A 17729-nucleotide genomic window follows, 5' to 3' on the forward strand; every position below is an offset into this window, starting at 1 on the left:
CGATGGAGGCCACGATCCACCGCTTCGTGCGGCTGCTGCGGATCCGCGGCGTGCGGATCTCGGTCTCCGAGGCCCTCGACGCGATGCGCTGCGCCGCCCAGCCGGGTGTGCTGGCGGACAAGACCGTCATGAAGGAGGCGCTGCGGGTCGCGCTGGTCAAGGACCGGCGGGACGAGGCCACGTACTCCGAGGTGTTCGACCTGTTCTTCGCCCTGGTCAAGGTGGGCGAGCAGGAGACCGGGCACGGCCACGGGCACGGCCACGGGGACATGACCGACGAGGGCGCGCTGGAGGACTTCACGCTCTCCGAGGACCCCAGCGAGACCCCGCAGCAGGGCCACGAGCACGGCAAGCCCGTGGACATCCGGGACTTCTTCGACCCGGACGACCTGGCGCAGCAGTACAACCTGCACCAGGAGGCCAACAAGATCGACCTGGCCGCGATGACCGAGGAGATCGTCTTCTCCAAGGACAACCAGCAGACCCAGGCGGCCGAGGGCAACCGGGTCCAGATCGAGACGGACCGGCTCTCCGGCGCGGGCATGCCCGGGGACATCTCGACGGCCACCGGCACGAAGGTCGACGCCGACCTCTCCGTCGCGGAGCAGGAGGCCCTGCTGGGCTGGCTGACCGCGGCGGAGGAGGACGCCCGGGCCGAGGCCGGCACCGAGGACGACGCGGCGGCGCTGCGGCGCAGGCTCGCGGGCGTCCTGACGAACCTGCCCGAGGCGATCAAGAAGCATCTCGAGGCGCTGATGGAGATCGAGCAGCGCATCGTCGACGGCGGGGAGGGCGAGGGGCGCGTCGCCGAGGTGGACCGGGCCACCGAGACCGAGCGGATGCAGCTCGAGGACTCGCTGCGCCGCCTCGCCAAGACCCTGCACGGCGCGCTCACGCACCGGCGCCGGGTCTCGCCGCAGGGCCGGATCGACTCGGGCCGCACGATGCGCCGCAACATGCGTTACGACGGCGTCCCGTTCAACCCGGTCACCGTGAAGCGGCAGGAGGACAAGCCGCGGCTGGTCATCCTGGCGGACGTCTCGCTGTCCGTCCGGGCCACGGCGCGCTTCACCCTGCACCTCGTGCACGGCCTGCAGGACCTGTTCGGGCAGGTGCGCTCGTTCGCGTTCGTGGACGAGATCGCCGAGATCACGGAACTGTTCGCGGACCATCCGGTGGAGCACGCGCTCGGCCTGGTGTTCGGCGGGGACGTGATCGACGTCGACGCGAACTCGAACTACGGGCTCGCGTTCGGGCAGTTCCTGGAGGAGCACGGCTCGGCGGTCACCCGCCGCTCGACGGTGCTGGTCCTGGGCGACGGGCGTGGCAACGGGAACGACCCGAACATGGAGGCGTTCGTCGAGATCACGCGCCGGGCGCGGGAGACGATTTGGCTGACGCCCGAGCCGCGCTACTCCTGGGGCCTGGGCCGTTGCGACCTGCCCGCGTACGCGGAGCACTGCGACCGGGTCCGGGTCGTCCGGGACCTGACCGGCCTGGAGACGACCGCGAACGAGATGAGCGGCGAGCTGATCGGCCGCTGACGGCTCGTGCGCGGAAATCGTCGCCCGGGCAACGGTTTCCGCGCACGGGCGGCGCCAGCCGCATCAGAGCTCCTGCAGCACGAGGTTCGCGGCGATCGGCCCGATCCCGAGGTACCAGAGGTCGTCGGACACCGCCCGCGCCCGGCCCTCCGCGACCGCGGGGACGCTCTGCCACAGCGGGCCGCCGGTCACGGCGGCCTGGGCCGCGCCGCCCTGCTCGCCGTACGCGCCGTAGAAGAGCCGGTCGGCGTCGGCCTGCCCGATCTGCTCCTGGCTGACCTCGACGAACGTCGTGTCCGCCTGCTGCGCGGCCGGGCGGGCGAACCCGGCGTCGGCGAGGACGGTGCCGATGAACGAACCCGCGCCGTAGAGCCGGACGGTGCCGCCGACGAAGCGGACCATGCTCACCTCGACCTGTGCCGGATCGCCGTAGCGGGCCCCGGCGGCGCGGGCCGCGTCCTCGTACTCGGCGAGCACCCGGGCCGCCTCCTGCGGTCTGCCGAGCGCCTCGCCCGCGAGCCGGAGATTGTCCTTCCAGGCCACGCCGACCCTCTCCGCGAAGACCGTCGGGGCGATCTGCGACAGCGCGCCGTAGAGCGCCTCGTGGCGGACCTTGTTCGAGAGGATGAGGTCCGGGCGCAACGCCGCGATCTGCTCCAGGTTCGGCTCGCCGATGGTGCCGACGACCGCCACGTCCCGCGTGCGGTCGGCCAGGTAGGACTGCAGCCTCCCGGAGCCGTCCGCGGCCACCGCGCCGACAGGGGTGACGCCCAGGGCGAGCACCGAGTCCAGCTCGCCGCTGTCGAGGACGACGACCCGCTCCGGCGGGCCGGCGATCTCGGTCGTGCCCATCGCGTGGGACACGGTGCGCGTCCCGCCGCCGTCCGCCGGGGCGGCGTCGTCGGTCGTACCGCACGCGGCCACGGTCACTGCCGCCACGCCGGCCACGGCGATCCGGGCGGCGGTCCGGAACAGGCGAGATCGGGACATGCTTCTCCTCGGCTCGAGCTCACTCAGCCAGGTGAGCCTAGCCTAAGGATGCGTCCGGCCGGGGGCTCCGGGACCGTCGTCACGAGGCGGGCCCGGCCCGCGGTGGGGCGGCGCGAGGAGCGTGCGGCCCTGCCCGGTCGGACGGTTTCCCCGCTGCCGCCGGACGGTTGTCACCGGGAAACCTCCTCACCGGGAGCGCCGCTCCCTAGCGTCGGCACCGGGAGCCCGCGAGGCAGGCCGTGTGCCGAGGCAGGGAGTGTGCCGATGATCCGACTCGACCGCCTGGACAACGACCTGGCGGGCTGGCTGGACCGCACCCTGGTGCAGCCCGGGCTGCTGCCGGCGGACCGGTTCGAGGAGGCGTTCGTCGCCGTCGTCCGTTCCGCCGCCGGGGATCCCGACGACGCGTGGCTCGCGTTCTACCGCAACACCCTCGCCGCGCTGCACGGCGAGGTCCGTCCCGGCGGCACCAACGCGGAGCTCCAGCCCGTACACGAGCGGGCCGCGGAGCTCGCCGTCGGGCCCGAGGTGCTCGAGCTGGGCAGCTGCTTCGGCTTCCTGGCCCTGCGCCTCGCCGCCGCCGGGCACCGGGTGACGGCGACGGACCTCACGGACGGCACCGTCGATCTGCTGGCCCGCATGGCCCCGCGGCTCGGCCTCGCCCTGGACACGATGGTCGCCGACGCCCGGGCCGTGCCACTCCCGGACGCCTCGGCGGACACCGTCTTCGCGGTGCACCTGCTCGAGCACCTGCCGGCCGAGGAGGACAAGGCCGTGCTGGCCGAGATGCTGCGCCTGGCGCGCCGGCGGGTGGTCGTCGCGGTGCCGTTCGAGGAGGTGCCGAACGAGACCTGGGGCCACCTCCGCAGGTTCGACGAGTCCGTACTCGCGGAGCTGGGCGACGCGACCGGTTTGCCGTACACGGTGAGCACGCACCACGGCGGCTGGCTGGTGATCGACCCCGGCTGAGCGCGGTCGCGCAGGCCGCCGCCCGGACGCCGGCTCGGCGTCCGGGCGAGCGTGCTCAGACCAGCTCGGGCACCCGCAGGTGCGCCAGGGCCAGCTCGAACTCGGCGACCTCAAGGACCTCGCCGCCCAGCTCGGCCGTGACGTTCGCGCGCATCCGCTCGGCCTCGTCACTGCTCGCCGCCATGGCGTCGGCGCTGTCGAAGGTCACCGACGAGACGGTGATGCCCTCGGCGCGGTCCATCAGCAGGCTCGCGCTGCAGAAGCCGTCCATCCGCTCCATCGCCGGCAGCAGCGACTGCCGATACATGTCCAGCCCGCGGTCCATCGTGGCGGGATCGAAGCGCAGCCAGGTCACCCGCACGCAGGCGCCGGGTGAGCTGTTGTGGGCGCGGTGCAGCACCCCGATCTCCCACTCGTCGACCTGTGCGCGGCCGCCCAGCACGTCGGCCACCCGGTCGCGCAGCGGGCGGACCATGCCCTCGGAGTCCCGCATGGCCTCCATCGACTCCCAGGCCGTCGTCGCGATACACCGGCCCGAGTCGCGGTCGACGATCATCGACATGCCGATGCAGCCGGGGGTGTCGAGCACCGCGGGCAGGACCTCGTCGCGGGCCAGCGCGACGCCACGGTCGAGGTTCTCCGGGTGGGCGAGGATCGTGGTGGAACGTGCGTACACGGGCCACCTCCTTCCGACGGGGGCGGCACCCCGACGGCGCCGCCGGCCGTCGGACAGGGTTCTCCTCCCGGCCCGGGAGGGCAATGCGCCGTTCGCGGAGTGGTCCCGGACGCACGAACGGCACTCCCGCTCGGTAGGGGCGAAAGTGCCGTTCGTGCAGAAAGGGCGGGAGCTACGCGCCGGGGGCGGAGATCCCCGCGGCGGTGGTGAGGGCCCGCCTCGTGAGGACCTTGACGAGGTGCCTCCGGTACTCCGGGGTGCCCGCGTTGTCCGCCGGGGGCTCGGTGCCCACGTCGGCCAGCGCCGCGGCCTCCTCGACCGACTTGCCCTCGGCGAGCGCGGCCTCGGTGGCCGAGGCGCGGAGCGGGGTGGAGCCCATGTTCACGAGCCCGACCCGGCCGTCGACCACGGCAACCGCGACGATCGCCCAGTCGTTGCTGCGCCGGGTGAACTTCTCGTACGCCCAGCCCGCGGTGCCGGTGCGCGGCACCCGGACCTCGACGACGAGCTCGTCCGGCTCCTTCACCGAGGAGAAGACCCCGGTGTAGAACTCGGTGATCGGGACGGACCGCGTCCCGCGCGGCGAGCGCAGCACCACGGTGCCGCCCAGCGCGAGGACCGCGGCCGGGAGGTCCGAGGCCGGGTCGCCGTGGGCCAGCGAGCCGCCGAGCGTGCCGCGGTGGCGGACCTGCGGGTCCCCGACCGTCCGCGCGACCGCCGGCAGCAGCGGGCACTCGGCCGCCAGCACGTCGGAGATCACCAGGTCGCGGTAGCGGGTGACGCCGCCGATGGCGACCTCGTCGCCGTCGACCCGGATGTAGTTGAGCTCCGCGAGCCGGCCGATGTCGATGACCATCTCGGGCGCCGCGAGGCGCAGCTTCATGACCGGCAGCAGGGAGTGCCCGCCGGCCAGGATCGTCGCGTCCTCACCGTGCTCGGCGAGCAGCGCGAGCGCCGCGTCGACCGTGTCGGGGCGGCTGTACTCGAATCCGACGGGGATCACGCGCCGGCCTCCCCGGTGGAGAAGCCGGGCGCCATCGAGCGGGAGCCGGACTTCGCCTCGGCCTGCTGGGCGGCGTCGGGGTCCTTGCCCGCGGCGACGAGCACCGCGCGGACGATGTTGTGGTAGCCCGTGCAGCGGCAGAGGTTGCCCTCGAGCCCCTCACGGACCGCCTTCTCGTCCAGGTCCGGGTCCTCCTCGATGAGGCTGATCGCGGCCATGACCATGCCGGGGGTGCAGAACCCGCACTGCAGGCCGTGCTCCTGGCGGAACGCCGCGGTGACGGCGTGCGCCGGGTTGCCCTCGGAGGCGCCCTCGAGGCCCTCCATGGTGGTGACGGCCTGCTGGTCCGCCTGCACCGCGAGGACCGTGCAGGACTTGACCGACTCGCCGTCGACCAGGACCGTGCACGCCCCGCACGAGGTGGTGTCGCAGCCGATGTTGGTGGCCTTGAGACCCACGTTGTCCCGCAGGTAGTGCGCGAGCAGCGTCCGGGGCTCGACGTCGGCGCTGGTGCGCTCGCCGTTGACCGTGATCTCTACCTTCACTTGGACGCCTCCTTCTGGGCTGCGTCGATCGCCGTCCACACGCGCACCGGCGTGAGAGGCATGTCGATGTGGCTGACCCCGAGGTGCGAGACGGCGTCGATCACCGCGTTCTGCACCGCCGGACAGGACCCGATGGTCCCGGCCTCGCCGATCCCCTTGTAGCCCATCGGGTTGATCGGCGTGGGCGTCTCCATGGTCACGAGGTCGAAGCTGGGCAGCTCCGCCGCGGACGGGATGCCGTAGTCCGCGAACGTCGCGGTCAGCGGCTGGCCGTCGGGGTCGAAGACGACCTCCTCGAGCAGCGCCTGCGCGATGCCCTGGGCGATGCCGCCGTGCCGCTGCCCGTCGAAGATCAGCGGGTTCAGGATCGGGCCCGCGTCGTCCACGGCCCAGATGCGCTCGACCGTCGCCTTGCCGGACTCGACGTCCACCTCGACGACGGCGACGTGCGCGCCGAACGGGAAGGTCGGCTTCTTGCCGTCCCACTCGTGGAAGACCTTGAGCTCCTCGGCCGCGGCGAGCTCGGCGAGCGAGACGCTCTTGGATCCCGGGACGCCCTTGACGACGACCGACGCGGTCTCCTTGTCGATCTCCAGGTCGTCCACGTTCGCCTCGAGCAGGTCCGCCGCCCGCTGCTTCGCGAGGTCGACGAGCTCGGACGCGGCGTTGTGCACCGCGATGCCGCCGGTCTGCAGGCTCCGCGAGCCCATCGTGCCGGCGCCCTTGGGGATCAGGTCCGTGTCGCCGTGCTTCACGGTGATCTTCTCGATCGGGATGCCGAGCTCGTCGCTCGCGAGCATCGCCCACGCCGTCGCGTGGCCCTGGCCGTGCGGCGACGTGCCGGTCAGCACCGTGACCGTGCCGTCCGCGTGGACCTCGACGGTCGCGTTCTCGACGAACGCGCCACCGCCGGTGATCTCCACGTAGGACGAGACGCCGATGCCGAGCTGCACGGCGTCACCGCGCTCGCGGCGGGCCTTCTGCTCGGCGCGCAGGCCCGCGTAGTCCGAGGCCTCCAGCGCGAGGTCGATCGCCTTGGCGTACTCGCCGCTGTCGTACTCGGCGCCGCCCTTCGTGGTGAAGGGGAACTGCTCGGGCTTGATGACGTTGATCTTGCGGACCTCGGCCGGGTCCATCCCGATCTCGTCCGCGAACAGGTCCATGGCGCGCTCGATGGCCTGCGTCGCCTCGGGACGGCCGGCGCCGCGGTAGGCGGCCGTCGACGTCGTGGTGGTGGCGACGACCTGCGCGGTCGACCAGACCTTCGGGATGTCGTAGGTCCCCGACGCCATCATCCGGGTGAACATCGGCAGAACGACGCCCAGCCGCGGGTAGGCACCCGCGTCCTGGATGACGTCGAGGCGGTAGGCCTTGACCTTGCCGTCCCGATCACCGCCGATGGTGATGGTCTGGAGCTGCGCGCGGCCCTGCACCATCCCGGTCATGTTCTCCGAGCGGCTCTCGTTCCAGCGGACCGGACGGCCCACCCTCTTCGAGAGCGCGGCGACCAGCGCGAACTCCGGGTCCGCGCCGATCTTCGCCCCGAAGCCGCCGCCGACGTCCGGCAGGATCAGCCGGAGGTCCTTGGCGTCCATGCCCATCCAGCCGGCGACCTCGTCGCGGGCGCTCTGGGCGTTCTGGGTGGAGCAGAAGATCGTGCAGCGGCCGTCGTCGCCCCAGTAGGCGGACGCGGCGCGGGACTCCAGCGGCGCCGCGGCGAGGCGCTGGTTGGTGATCTCCCGGGTGACGACGACCTCGCAGTCCGCGAAGAACTCGTCGCCCGGGTCGTCCTTGCCGAGGTGCATCGAGGTGACGCTGTTGGTCCCGGCCTCCGGGAACAGCAGCACCTCGTCGCTGAGCGCCTTCTTGAGGTCGATCACGGCCTCGAGCGGGTCGTAGTCGACCTCGACGAGGTCCGCGGCGTCCTCGCCCTGCCAGTGCTCCTCGGTGAGGACGGCCGCGACCGCCTCGCCGACGTAGCGCACCGTGTCGGTGGCGAGGAAAGGCCGCAGCATCGCCTTGTTCGCGGCCGGGAACAGCAGCGCCGGCTGGAGGTCGAGGTCGGCGCCGGTGTACACCGCGACGACACCGGGGGCGGCCTTGGCGGCCTCCGTGTCGATCGAAGCGATCTTCGCGTGCGCAAGTGGGGAGCGGACCAACGTGAGGTGCAGTGCACCCGTCAGCCGCTCGTCGGTCAGGTCGTCGGTGTATGTCGCGCCCCGTGTGAGGAACACCGGGTCCTCGGTACGGACAACGCGCGTGCCCAAGATGCTCATCGCGGGCGACACTATCCCCCTGATCACGGGCATGCGACATGCCACAGGCACGCTGACCTGCAGGTTAGCCATGCCTAAGGTTCAGGTCGACGGTCACACAGCCGCATCCGCGACCCCTTTCCGCCGATCGGACCGCACGTGCGGAGGGTGGAACGACCGGGGCGGAGCCCGCCGGTCGGCCGTTCACACGGTTGGCCGAGCCTCCCACCAGGGGCGGACCGTCCAGAGCGGCGAAACGGGCCCGTGGCCCTGTCCGAGCGGGTAGGAGTGGCGCACCGCCTCGACGATGTAGCGCTTGCCGAAGGCGACGGCCTCCGGTGCCGACATCCCACGCGCGAGGCCGGACGCGATCGACGCGGCCATCGAGTCCCCGCCGCCGTGGGTGTTCCCGGTGTCGAAGCGGGGGCCGGGCAGCTCGGTGAAGCTGTCGCCGTCGTAGAGGAGGTCCACGCAACCCTCGACGTCCTCGGCGAGGTGTCCGCCCTTGACCAGGACGTAGCGCGGGCCCAGGCCGTGCAGCGCCTTCGCCGCCTCGTACTGCGCGGCGCGGTCGTGCACGTCGAGGCCGATGAGCAGGCGGACCTCGTCAAGGTTCGGGGTGACGATCGTGGCGCGCGGGAAGAGCAGGTCCCGGAAGGCGTCGAGGGCGGAGTCCGCGAGCAACTGGTCCCCGTGCATGGACGCGGCGACGGGGTCCACGACGAGCGGGGTACGCCCCCCGGCGCCGATCCCGTTGGCGTCGCACGCCTCCGCGACGGCCTCGATGATCTCCGTGCCGGCGAGCATCCCGGTCTTGGCGGCGTCGAGCCCGATGTCCGACGCGACGCTGGTGATCTGGGCGGCGACGGTCGCCGGCGGGATCGTGTGCACGCCGGTGACCCCGACCGAGTTCTGCACGGTCACCGCGCAGACGGCGAGGCAGCCGTGCACGCCGCACGCGGCGAAGGTCCGCAGGTCCGCGGCGATCCCGGCGCCGCCGCCGGAGTCCGTGCCCGCGATGGTCATGACCCGGGGCGGGGTGGTCCCGACGGTCTGCTCCGGCACGCTCTGCCGTCCTCCCTGGCCGGCATTACCCGGCCGGTCCCACGGTCGGCGGCCCTGGCCGCCCTCTCAGCCCGCCGACGTGCGAGCTCCCGCGTTCTGGTCCTGTGCCCGTGACGGTAGTCGGCGGGACATGATCACTCACCCGCCCGGGAGGAATGGTCACACCGCGAATGGGGTTCACTGCGGACATGGCCGACACACAGGTGAGCTCAGCCCCGAGGGCTGGGTCCGCAATCAGACGGAGAAGATCCTCGAGTCGGGGACGACCGAGGGCATCAAGGTCCAGGGGATGCCGATCATCCTGCTGACCATGAAGGGTGCGAAGAGCGGCAAGTACCGCTACGTGCCGCTGATGAGGGTCGAGCACGACGGCGCGTACGCGATCGTGGCGTCCAAGGGCGGGGCCCCGGAGCACCCGGTCTGGTACCACAACGTCAAGGCGAACCCGGAGCTGAAGCTCCAGGACGACACCGTGACCAGGGACTACGTCGCCCGCGAGCTGAGCGGCGACGAGCGCCAGACGTGGTGGGACCGCTCCGTCGCGGCCTTCCCGTCCTACGCGGAGTACCAGACGAAGACGGACCGGGAGATCCCCGTCTTCGTGCTCGAGCCCGCGAGCTGAGCCCGGCCCCGCCGGGGCGGGACAGCCGCTCCCACGCCGTTCCCGGCGTGGGAGCGGCTGTCCGGCAACCCTGGGGTCAGGCGCCGGCGAGCGCCCGGATCCGCGGGGTCCCGGACGCCCGGACCGCCGGGCCCAGGGCCGCCGGCACCGCGACCGCGACCCCCGCGAGCGCGGCCTCCCGCGAGACCATCGCCCGCACCCCACCGCGGGTCAGCCCCACGGCGCGGAGCAGCCCCGTCTCCCGGGTGCGCTCGGTGACCGGGAGCGTCAGCGTCACGCCGACCCCGACGATCGCCACCAGCAGCGTCATCCCGACCGGCCCGAAGCCCCGACCAGCCCGAAGCCACGGCCTGTGCCGCGTCGACCGCCGAGGCCACCTCTCGCTCCAGGTCCGCGGCGTAGGTGACCGGGGCGCCCGGCGAGCCCCCGGTCCAGCGCCGCCCGGAGCGCGGGGTTGCGGCGCGCGCGGGTCGTCGGCAGGTTCATCGGCTTCTTTCCTGGTCGGGAGCGGTGACGGAACGGAGCAGCGGGCGGCTGGCGGCGGTGGCGGCGAGGATCAGGAGGGCCCCGGCCACGAGCACGCCGACGAGGGTCAGCAGCCCGGAGGGTTCGAGGGCCTTCGCGGCCGCGACGACCGGGGTGGCGCAGAGCAGGCCGAGGACCAGCGCGATCGCGCCGTTGACCCCCAGCGGACGGAGGGTCTCGGCGCGCCGGGCCCGGTCGAGCGCGTCGAGCGGGGTGCCGGCCAGCGCCAGCAGACACAGGGTGTGCCGGTGGTCCAGGACCCGGGCGGCCGCGGCGGTGCCGGTGGCCGTCGCCGCGACGACGAACGCCGCGACGAGCACGACGAGCGCCCCGCGCTGCAGGTCGCCGACGAGGACGGTCTCCTCGTGCCGCTGCTCGGCCTCGGTCTGCACGACCGCGCCGGGGACGAGGCCGTCGAGTGCCGTGCGGGCACGGTCGAGCTCGGCCGGGTCCGCCGGGAGCACGGTGAGGTCGACCCGGTCCCGGGGGTCGTCCACGGCGGTCACCGTGGCGGGCAGCCCGATCGAGGCGAGCCGGGCGCGTGTCGCGCCCTCGAGCCCCGTTGCCCCGGCCGGCGCCGTGATCTGCAGGGCCGCGCCGTCCGCCGGGGACGCGCCGGCGGCCACGGAGGTCATCGGCGCGAGGAACCCGGCGACGAACACGGCCAGCGTCAGCCCCGCGAGCGGACGGAACGCGCCCCTGGGGTCGTCGAGCAGGCGGCGGCCGGCCAGCAGCCCCGGCACCGAGCGCGCACCGGCGGCCATTCGCGCCCCGAGCAGCCGGACCACCAGTGGCCCGATCAGCGCGACCGCCCCGGACATCGCCAGGACCGCGGCCACGAACACGATCCCCACGGCGTCGACGGAGACGACGTTCGTCGCGGCGTTGACCACGAGCAGGACCACCAGCGCGGCGACCACGCCCAGCAGGCGCAGCCATCGTGCGCCCTGCGCCCGCTGCCGCCGGACCACCCCGAGGGGGCCGACGACGACCCGCCGGAGCCCGCCGACCGCGGAGGCCGTGGCCAGCAGCGCCACCCCGGCGACGATCGCGAGACAGGCGAGGAGCCCCGGCCGGACGTCCGCGGCGAACCAGCCGCCACCGGCCAGCGGGATCATCGCCACCAGCGGCGAGAGCGCCCACTCCAGCAGCACCCCGACGACCGCGGCGACCGCCGCGACGGCCGTGACCTCGGCGACAGCGACCACGGTCACCTGCCGGACCGAGGCACCGAGCAGGCGCAGCGTCGCCAACCGCTCGCTGCGCCGGGCCGCGGACAACCGCGCCGACGCGCCGAGCAGCCCGGCGACCGGGAACACGACGAGCGCGACGGCGACGATCGTCAGCTGCCGGTAGACGTCCGTCATCGCGAAGTCCCGCCCGGCCGGCCGAGGCACGTCGAATCCCGCGACGGGCACGACGTCCGATCTCCCCGGCACCGTCAGTACCGGGTCGCCCGCGGGCCGGCCGATCACGGCGACCAGCTCGTCCGGGCTCTGCAGGCCCGCCTCGCCGAGGAGGCCGGTGGCGGGCCCGGGATAGCGGGCGGCCAGCTCGTCGGCCGGGAGCGTGCCCAGCAGTTCGGCCAGCGCGGGCGAGACCCAGACCTCCCCGGGTGCGGGCATGCGCGGCAGCCCGGGCGGCGGCGCCGCGGCCGCCACCGGGGCAACCAGGTCGATCTGGGTGATCGGCCGGCCGGCGGCGGAGTCCGTGCGGAGCCGAAGCTGCGCGACGGGGTCCGCGGCGGCGACGGCGGGTGTGCGCCAGTCCGTGCGGGACTCGCGCTCGTCGAGGCCGTGCAGGGCACCGACCGCGATGGTCAGCAGGGTGGTCGCGACGGCAACGCCCGCGCCGACCAACCCGGCCGACGTCCAGGCGCGACGGCCGCCGAGGCGCAGCAGCCGGAGGGCGAGGCCGATCACGCCGGCACCTCGGCCCGCACGACCCGGCCGTCGCGCAGCGCCACCGTGCGGTGGCACGCGGCGGCGACGTCCGGGTCGTGGGTCACGACCACCAGCGCGGTCCCGGTGCGCACCGCCAGCCCGCACAGCAGCTCGACGACCCTGCGCCCGGTCGCGCTGTCCAGGGCGCCCGTCGGCTCGTCCGCGAAGACGACCGCGGGCTCGGCGACGAGCGCCCGGGCGATCGCGACGCGCTGCTCCTGTCCGCCGGAGAGCTGCCCCGGCCGGCGGCTTCCAGGCCGGCGAGGCCCAGCGAGGGGAACCACGCCGCCGCGCGGCGGACGGCCTCGCGCCGCGCGACCCCGCCCAGCATCAGCGGCAACGCGACGTTCTCCACGGCGGGCAGCTCGGGCAGCAGCTGGCCGAACTGGAACACGAAGCCCATGCGCTGCAGGCGGAGCGCGGTGCGAGCGCCCTCGGACAGCGTGTCGACGCGCTCCGCCCCGAGCCGGACGACACCCTCGTCCGGCCGGAGGATCCCGGCGAGGCAGTGCAGGAGCGTCGACTTGCCCGAGCCCGAGGGGCCGGTGATCGCGAGCGTCTCGCCGGGCGAGACCGCCACGTTCACGTCGGACAGGACCGTCGAGGCGCCGAACCGCTTGGTCAGCCGCGACCCCGAGAGGATGGGAGCGTTGTTCATGCCGATCACCGTCGCGTGAGCGGGCGGGCGCGTGCCTCGGGTGAACGGACGATCTCCGTCGGGTGACTCGTCCTTTCGGCCGAGGCCGGACGGCAGGGGTGCCGTCCTAGGCTCGGCCCGTGCCCCGCCCCGCCCTCCCCCGGTTCGTCCGGCACGCCGGACTCACGGCCGAGGTGCTGGCCTACGTGTTGTGGCTGCTCGTCGATGGTGTCGCCACCCTCGGTGTCGACCGGGGCTGGCCGAGCCTCGCGACCCCGGTCGTCGGCGCCCTGATCGCGGCGGTCGTGCTGCTGCGCCGGCGCGACGACGTGGACGTCCTGCGGGTCGCCGCGCTCGCCTACGGGCTCTCGGTGCTGATCACGCTGGGGTCCCTGGTGGCCGGCGTGCCCTCGATGGCGCTCACCGAACAGCTCGCGCTGGCCGTCGTCACCGTCGCCGCGCTGCGCCGCGCCGGGGACCGCACGGCGCTGGCCGTGTGCGGCGCGGCGGTGATCGCCCTCGTCGGCTCGGCCGCGTTCCGGGCGGACCTCGGCACCGCCCGGAGCGCGTTCACGATGCTCTCCGCGCTCGGCTGGGGCGCGACGATCGCGGTCGGCCTGGTGATCCGCGAGAACGAGGCCCGGCGCCGGAACCAGCTGGCGGACGCCCGGTCCGCCGAGCGGATGGACCTGGCCCGGGAGCTGCACGACGTCGTCGCCCACCAGGTCACCGGCATCGTCGTGGCCGCCCAGGCCGCGGCCGTCGTCGCCCGGACGTCGCCGGAGGAGGTCGACAAGGCGCTGCTCGCGATCGAGAACGCCGGCGGCGAGGCGCTCACGGCGATGCGCCGGATGGTCGGGGTGCTGCGCGGGCAGGAGGAGGGCGCGCGGACGCCCGGAGCCGACCTCGCCGACGTCACGGAGATGGTGCGCCGCTTCGACCCCGAAGCCCGGCTCGTCCGGCTGGAGACCGATCCCGGGCTCGAGCACGCGGTGCTGCCGGCGGGGGTGGCCGCGACCGGGTTCCGGGTGGTGCAGGAGGCTCTGACCAATGTTCGGCGGCACGCCCCCACGGCGTCGGCCGTCGAGATCGAGATCCGGATCCGGGACGAGATGCTGGTGGTGGGAGTGCGCAACGACGGCGTGCGGACGGGGGCTCCGGGGGCGATCGGCGGTGAGAGCGGCTTCGGGCTCGCCGGGATGAGCGAGCGGGTCGCCGCGCTGGACGGGACCCTGCACGCCGGGCCGACGGGCCCGGGCATCTGGGCCGTGACGGCCCGGCTGCCGCTGACGGGCGGCGTCGCATGATCCGCGTGCTGGTGGCGGACGACCAGGAGATGGTCCGCACGGGGTTCCGGCTGATCCTGTCCGCCGAGGGGGACATCGAGGTCGTGGGCGAGGCCGGCACGGGGGCGGACACCGTGACGAAGGCGCGCGCGCTGCGCCCGGACGTCGTCCTGATGGACATCCGCATGCCCGAGCTCGACGGGCTGGAGGCCACCCGCGCGCTGACGGCGGACCCGGCGCCGCCGCGGATCGTCGTGGTCACGACGTTCGACCTCGACGAGTACGTCTACGGCGCGCTGCGCGCCGGGGCCTGCGGGTTCCTGCTCAAGGACGCCGGGCCGCGGCTGCTCGTCGAGGCCGTGCGGGCCGCCGCGGCCGGGGACGCGCTCGTCTCGCCGTCGGTGACGGTGCGGCTGCTCCAGCAGCTCACCGCGCCGGCCCCGCTGCGCCGCGGCGGGGCGGAGGGCGCGCTCTCCCCGCGCGAGCTCGACGTGGTGCGCGCGGTCGCCCGCGGCCGGACGAACAACGAGATCGCCGCGGAGCTGTTCGTCTCCCTGTCCACGGTGAAGACACACCTGGCGAACGTCCACACCAAGCTCGACGCCCGCAACCGGGTCGAGGTCGCGGCGTGGGCGTGGGAGAACGGCCTGGTCGCCTGAGGACGGGTCAGCCGAGCTCGGTCGGGACGGCGATGACGTCGACCATCGCCCCGTTGCGCAGGACGGTCACCGGCAGCGGCACGCCGACGGCATCCCCGAACAGCTGTCGCTGGATGCCCTGGGCGTCCTCGACGGGGGCCCGGCCGACGTCGAGCACGAGGTCCCCGCGGCGCAGCCCGGCGGCCGCGGCGGGGCTGCCCGTGACCACCTCGGCGAGCCGTAGCCCGTTGCGCCTGCCGTAGCGGTCGGCGACGGCCGCGGGGACCGGGGCGGGCGTGCCGACCACACCGAGGTACGCCCGGCGGACCCGGCCTGTCGTGCGCAGGGCGTCGACGATCCGCAGCGTCGTGGCGTTGATCGGGACGGCCAGGCCGAGCCCGGTGCCGGCGACCGCGGTGTTGATCCCGACGACCCGGGCGCGCCAGTCCGCGAGCGCGCCGCCGGAGTTGCCGGGGTTCAGCGCGGCGTCGGTCTGGATGACGTCCTCGACCACCCGGCCGGCATTGCCGCTGCGGGTGGGCAGCGAGCGGCCGAGCGCACTGACGACGCCGGCGGTGACGGATCCGGCGAGGCCCAGCGGGTTCCCCACCGCGACCACGAGCTGGCCGACGACGAGATCGTCCGCGTTCCCGAGCCGCGCGGACTCGGGCAGGGCGCCGCGGTCGTCGGCCCGCAGCAGCGCGAGATCCGACAGCGGATCGACGCCGGCGACGCGGAAGGGCACCTGCTCGCCGTCGACGAAATCGGCCCGGCCGCTCCGGGAGTCCCCGACGACGTGCGCGTTCGTGAGCAGCTCACCGGGGGCGATCACCACCGCCGAGCCGCTGCCGCGACCGATCCGCACCGCCGCGACCCTGCCGATGAGCTCCGCCGCGACCGCGCTGACCGTGCGGGAGTAGGCATCCAGTTCGTCCATGCCGGGCCTCCCTGGTTACACCGTTGCAGATGTTGCAACGACCAGGTCGGGCGTGGTGTTCCCCTGCTCCCGGGTCCGCGTCAGGGACCCGCGACGCGACGGAGCGCGCCCGGGATCAGCGTCGTGGCTCCATGATGCGGCCGGGCGCCCGGGTCACACCTCTTCGGCCTCTTGGGCGGCCGGGTCCCAGGACAGGCCCGGCGTGCCCCAGCCATGGCGTTTGAGCACCTTCTTCGCCGCCCGCTGGTTCCGTCCGACGAGGCGGTCGATGTAGATGAACCCGTCCAGGTGGTCGACCTCGTGCTGCAGGCAGCGGCCCAGGAAGCCGGTGCCCTCGACGCTGACCGGCTCGCCGTCGACGTCGACCCCGGTGACCCTGGCCCAGTCCGCGCGCCCGGTCGGGAACTGCTCGCCGGGGACCGACAGGCAGCCCTCGTCGTCCTCGTCGGGGTCCGGCATGGTCGTCGGCCGGCCCGAGTCCTCGATCACCGGGTTGACGACGACCCCGCGGCGCATGACCTGGGCGACCTCGTCCGGGCAGTCGTAGACGAACACCCGCAGGTCCACGCCCACCTGGTTCGCGGCGAGCCCGACACCGTTCGCGGCGGCCATCGTCTCGAACATGTCGTCGACGAGCGTGCGGAGATCCTCGTCGAACGTCTCGACCACCCTGGTGGGGGTGTGCAGGACGGGATCACCGATGATGCGGATGGGGCGGACGGTCACGCTCCGACGATAGTGAACGCCCTCGGCCGGCCCTCGTCCGTGGGGCCCGATTCACCTTCCGGGGTGGCGCGTCCGGCCCGTTCCTGTCGGACCCCCGTGGTTCAATTGCCGCCCGGAACGACAGACCTGTCATTCCGCCGTCTCCGGCTTTTCGAGGAGCGTGATGGAGTCCGCCACCGAACCCAGTGGGGTCGCCGCTCCCACCGGCAACCCGCTCCGCGAGCTGGACCGCCGCGAACGGGAGATCCTCGCCTTCGAGGGCCAGTGGTGGAAGTACGCCGGCGCCAAGGAACAGGCCGTCCGCGAGCTGTTCGACATGTCCGCCACGCGCTACTACCAGGTGCTCAACGCCCTGGTGGACAAGCCCGAGGCGCTCGCCGCGGACCCCCTGCTCGTCAAGCGGCTGCGGAGGCTGCGCGCAAGCCGGCAGCGCACCCGCGCGGCGCGTCGGCTGGGCATCGAGCCCTGGTGACGCCATGATCGGGCCTGCCGTGATCCGCGCAGGCCGGATCCGCACGACCCGATCGGGAGGACAGCCGTGACCGCACCCGCCCCGTCCGGCGGACCGTCGCCGCTGAGGCTCGGTGGTCTCGCGCTGATCGGCGTCGGCGTGATCGCCGCGGTCATCGGCGTGGCCACCATCGCCACCGGCGGTGGCGACGACGACCCCACGGTCGCCGCGCCGCCGACCGCCAGCTCCGAGACCGCTCCGACGTCCGCTCCCGGGATCACGGACCCCGGCGCGCTGCCGTCCGCCCCCGCCCCCGGAACCGACGGCTCGTCGGGCACCGGTGACGGCGCGGCCGGCGGCGGAACCGGCATCGAGGGGTCGGGGCCCGGCAGCACCGGTGGCGATGGGTCCGGCACCGGCGGTACCGGGTCCGGCGGCACGGGTTCCGGCGGCACCGGGTCCGGCGGCACGGGTTCCGGTGGAACCGGGTCCGGCGCGGCCGGCACCGGAGGCGCCGGTGCCCAGCAGGGCAGCGCCGGCGCGGGTGGCACCGGAGGCGCCGGTGGTTCGGGCGCGGTCGTCGCTGCGCCGAGGGAACCGCTGCGCGTCTACAACAACAGCACGATCGCCGGCCTCGCCGCCAAGGCCGCGGAGGACTTCCGCCGCGCCGGCTGGACGGTCACCGAGAGCCGCAACTACTCCGACGGCGTCATCCCGACGACGACCGTCTACTACCGTCCGGGCACCGCCGAGCAGGCCGCGGCCGAGCGGCTCGCGGCGGAGTTCGGGATGCGCGCCGAACCCCGGTTCGCCGGCATCCAGGACGCGACACCCGGACTGATCGTCATCCTCACCAAGGACTACAAGTACGCCGCGAGCTCGTAGGGAGAGCACCGCCGCAGCGCCGCCCGGTAGGG

16 protein-coding genes and 2 pseudogenes are annotated in these 17729 nt (G+C 74.0%); 7 read left to right on the forward strand and 11 right to left on the reverse strand.

Going from position 1 to position 17729, the window contains the following annotated elements; all coding sequences use genetic code 11:
- Positions 1-2: 2 nt before the first annotated feature.
- Complete coding sequence (locus tag WBK50_RS29330; RefSeq protein ID WP_341338666.1) at positions 3-1544, forward strand: VWA domain-containing protein; 1542 nt, start codon at positions 3-5, stop codon at positions 1542-1544.
- Between the two features lie 63 nt (positions 1545-1607).
- On the opposite strand, the gene WBK50_RS29335 is transcribed toward WBK50_RS29330, so the two are convergent.
- Positions 1608-2534 (reverse strand): ABC transporter substrate-binding protein, encoded by a 927-nt coding sequence (locus tag WBK50_RS29335; protein ID WP_341338667.1) that lies wholly within the window; start codon positions 2532-2534, stop codon positions 1608-1610.
- 264 nt (positions 2535-2798) lie between these two features.
- Here WBK50_RS29335 and mftM point away from each other — a divergent pair, with 264 nt between their 5' ends.
- Positions 2799-3503, forward strand: a complete 705-nt coding sequence (gene mftM, locus WBK50_RS29340) for a mycofactocin oligosaccharide methyltransferase MftM (RefSeq protein WP_341338668.1) — start codon at positions 2799-2801, stop codon at positions 3501-3503.
- Positions 3504-3558: 55 nt separating this feature from the next.
- On the opposite strand, the gene WBK50_RS29345 is transcribed toward mftM, so the two are convergent.
- The 5 genes from WBK50_RS29345 to thiD all read right to left on the reverse strand — a co-directional run bounded on the left by WBK50_RS29345 (position 3559) and on the right by thiD (position 9008).
- Entirely contained in the window at positions 3559-4179 is a 621-nt protein-coding gene (locus WBK50_RS29345; RefSeq protein WP_341338669.1) for an antibiotic biosynthesis monooxygenase, read from the reverse strand.
- Positions 4180-4351: 172 nt separating this feature from the next.
- The gene (locus WBK50_RS29350) at positions 4352-5182 is read right to left on the reverse strand and encodes an FAD binding domain-containing protein (protein WP_341338670.1); all 831 of its coding nucleotides are present in this window, start codon (positions 5180-5182) and stop codon (positions 4352-4354) included.
- Complete coding sequence (locus WBK50_RS29355) at positions 5179-5727, reverse strand: (2Fe-2S)-binding protein (RefSeq protein WP_341338671.1); 549 nt, start codon at positions 5725-5727, stop codon at positions 5179-5181. The genes WBK50_RS29350 and WBK50_RS29355 overlap by 4 nt, the downstream gene beginning before the upstream one ends.
- Positions 5724-8003: a xanthine dehydrogenase family protein molybdopterin-binding subunit gene (locus WBK50_RS29360; protein WP_341338672.1), complete on the reverse strand. Its 2280-nt coding sequence runs from the start codon at positions 8001-8003 to the stop codon at positions 5724-5726. The genes WBK50_RS29355 and WBK50_RS29360 overlap by 4 nt, the downstream gene beginning before the upstream one ends.
- Positions 8004-8186: 183 nt before the next feature.
- Positions 8187-9008, reverse strand: coding sequence for a bifunctional hydroxymethylpyrimidine kinase/phosphomethylpyrimidine kinase (gene thiD / locus WBK50_RS29365; RefSeq protein WP_341339544.1), 822 nt, complete (start codon positions 9006-9008; stop codon positions 8187-8189).
- 244 nt (positions 9009-9252) lie between these two features.
- Here thiD and WBK50_RS29370 point away from each other — a divergent pair.
- A pseudogene (locus WBK50_RS29370) lies at positions 9253-9669 on the forward strand (nitroreductase family deazaflavin-dependent oxidoreductase); the annotation flags it as partial.
- A gap of 76 nt (positions 9670-9745) precedes the next feature.
- On the opposite strand, the gene WBK50_RS29375 reads toward WBK50_RS29370, so the two are convergent.
- The 3 genes and pseudogenes from WBK50_RS29375 to WBK50_RS29385 form a co-directional block, all read right to left on the reverse strand.
- Positions 9746-9979 carry an ABC transporter permease gene (locus WBK50_RS29375; protein WP_341338673.1) on the reverse strand — a complete coding sequence of 78 codons (234 nt, stop codon included), beginning with the start codon at positions 9977-9979 and terminating at the stop codon, positions 9746-9748.
- 172 nt (positions 9980-10151) lie between these two features.
- Entirely contained in the window at positions 10152-12116 is a 1965-nt protein-coding gene (locus WBK50_RS29380) for an FtsX-like permease family protein (protein ID WP_341338675.1), read from the reverse strand.
- Positions 12113-12795: pseudogene (locus WBK50_RS29385) on the reverse strand (ABC transporter ATP-binding protein). The gene WBK50_RS29380 and the pseudogene WBK50_RS29385 overlap by 4 nt, the downstream one beginning before the upstream one ends.
- 119 nt (positions 12796-12914) lie before the next feature.
- Between WBK50_RS29385 and WBK50_RS29390 the strand changes: the two are divergent.
- A complete protein-coding gene (locus WBK50_RS29390) occupies positions 12915-14081 on the forward strand; it encodes a sensor histidine kinase (protein WP_341338676.1) in 1167 nt (388 codons plus the stop codon).
- On the forward strand, positions 14078-14719 hold the full coding sequence (locus tag WBK50_RS29395) for a response regulator transcription factor (protein ID WP_341338677.1): 642 nt from the start codon (positions 14078-14080) through the stop codon (positions 14717-14719). Before WBK50_RS29390 ends, WBK50_RS29395 begins: the two co-directional genes overlap by 4 nt.
- A gap of 7 nt (positions 14720-14726) precedes the next feature.
- Here the strand turns inward: WBK50_RS29395 and WBK50_RS29400 are convergent, their stop codons facing one another.
- Both WBK50_RS29400 and WBK50_RS29405 read right to left on the reverse strand, forming a co-directional pair.
- Positions 14727-15635 (reverse strand): S1C family serine protease, encoded by a 909-nt coding sequence (locus WBK50_RS29400; protein ID WP_341338678.1) that lies wholly within the window; start codon positions 15633-15635, stop codon positions 14727-14729.
- A 153-nt stretch (positions 15636-15788) separates the two neighbouring features.
- A complete protein-coding gene (locus WBK50_RS29405; protein WP_341338679.1) occupies positions 15789-16361 on the reverse strand; it encodes a peptide deformylase in 573 nt (190 codons plus the stop codon).
- 163 nt (positions 16362-16524) lie between these two features.
- On the opposite strand from WBK50_RS29405, the gene WBK50_RS29410 reads away from it, so the two are divergent.
- Together WBK50_RS29410 and WBK50_RS29415 are read left to right on the forward strand one after the other, a co-directional pair.
- Positions 16525-16833 (forward strand): DUF3263 domain-containing protein, encoded by a 309-nt coding sequence (locus WBK50_RS29410; RefSeq protein WP_341338680.1) that lies wholly within the window; start codon positions 16525-16527, stop codon positions 16831-16833.
- A gap of 66 nt (positions 16834-16899) precedes the next feature.
- Positions 16900-17697, forward strand: coding sequence for a LytR C-terminal domain-containing protein (locus WBK50_RS29415; RefSeq protein ID WP_341338681.1), 798 nt, complete (start codon positions 16900-16902; stop codon positions 17695-17697).
- Positions 17698-17729 lie beyond the last annotated feature (32 nt).

Source organism: Pseudonocardia sp. T1-2H, assembly GCF_038039215.1.
Lineage (GTDB): Bacteria > Actinomycetota > Actinomycetes > Mycobacteriales > Pseudonocardiaceae > Pseudonocardia.

Coding starts and splice junctions, on each gene's coding strand:
- WBK50_RS29330 (WP_341338666.1), top strand. CDS start 3: ATGGAGGCCACGATCCACCGCTTCGTGCGGCTGCTGCGGATCCGCGGC.
- WBK50_RS29335 (WP_341338667.1), bottom strand. CDS start 2,534: ATGTCCCGATCTCGCCTGTTCCGGACCGCCGCCCGGATCGCCGTGGCC.
- mftM (WP_341338668.1), top strand. CDS start 2,799: ATGATCCGACTCGACCGCCTGGACAACGACCTGGCGGGCTGGCTGGAC.
- WBK50_RS29360 (WP_341338672.1), bottom strand. CDS start 8,003: ATGAGCATCTTGGGCACGCGCGTTGTCCGTACCGAGGACCCGGTGTTC.
- thiD (WP_341339544.1), bottom strand. CDS start 9,008: ATGACCATCGCGGGCACGGACTCCGGCGGCGGCGCCGGGATCGCCGCG.
- WBK50_RS29375 (WP_341338673.1), bottom strand. CDS start 9,979: ATGACGCTGCTGGTGGCGATCGTCGGGGTCGGCGTGACGCTGACGCTC.
- WBK50_RS29395 (WP_341338677.1), top strand. CDS start 14,078: ATGATCCGCGTGCTGGTGGCGGACGACCAGGAGATGGTCCGCACGGGG.
- WBK50_RS29400 (WP_341338678.1), bottom strand. CDS start 15,635: ATGGACGAACTGGATGCCTACTCCCGCACGGTCAGCGCGGTCGCGGCG.
- WBK50_RS29410 (WP_341338680.1), top strand. CDS start 16,525: ATGGAGTCCGCCACCGAACCCAGTGGGGTCGCCGCTCCCACCGGCAAC.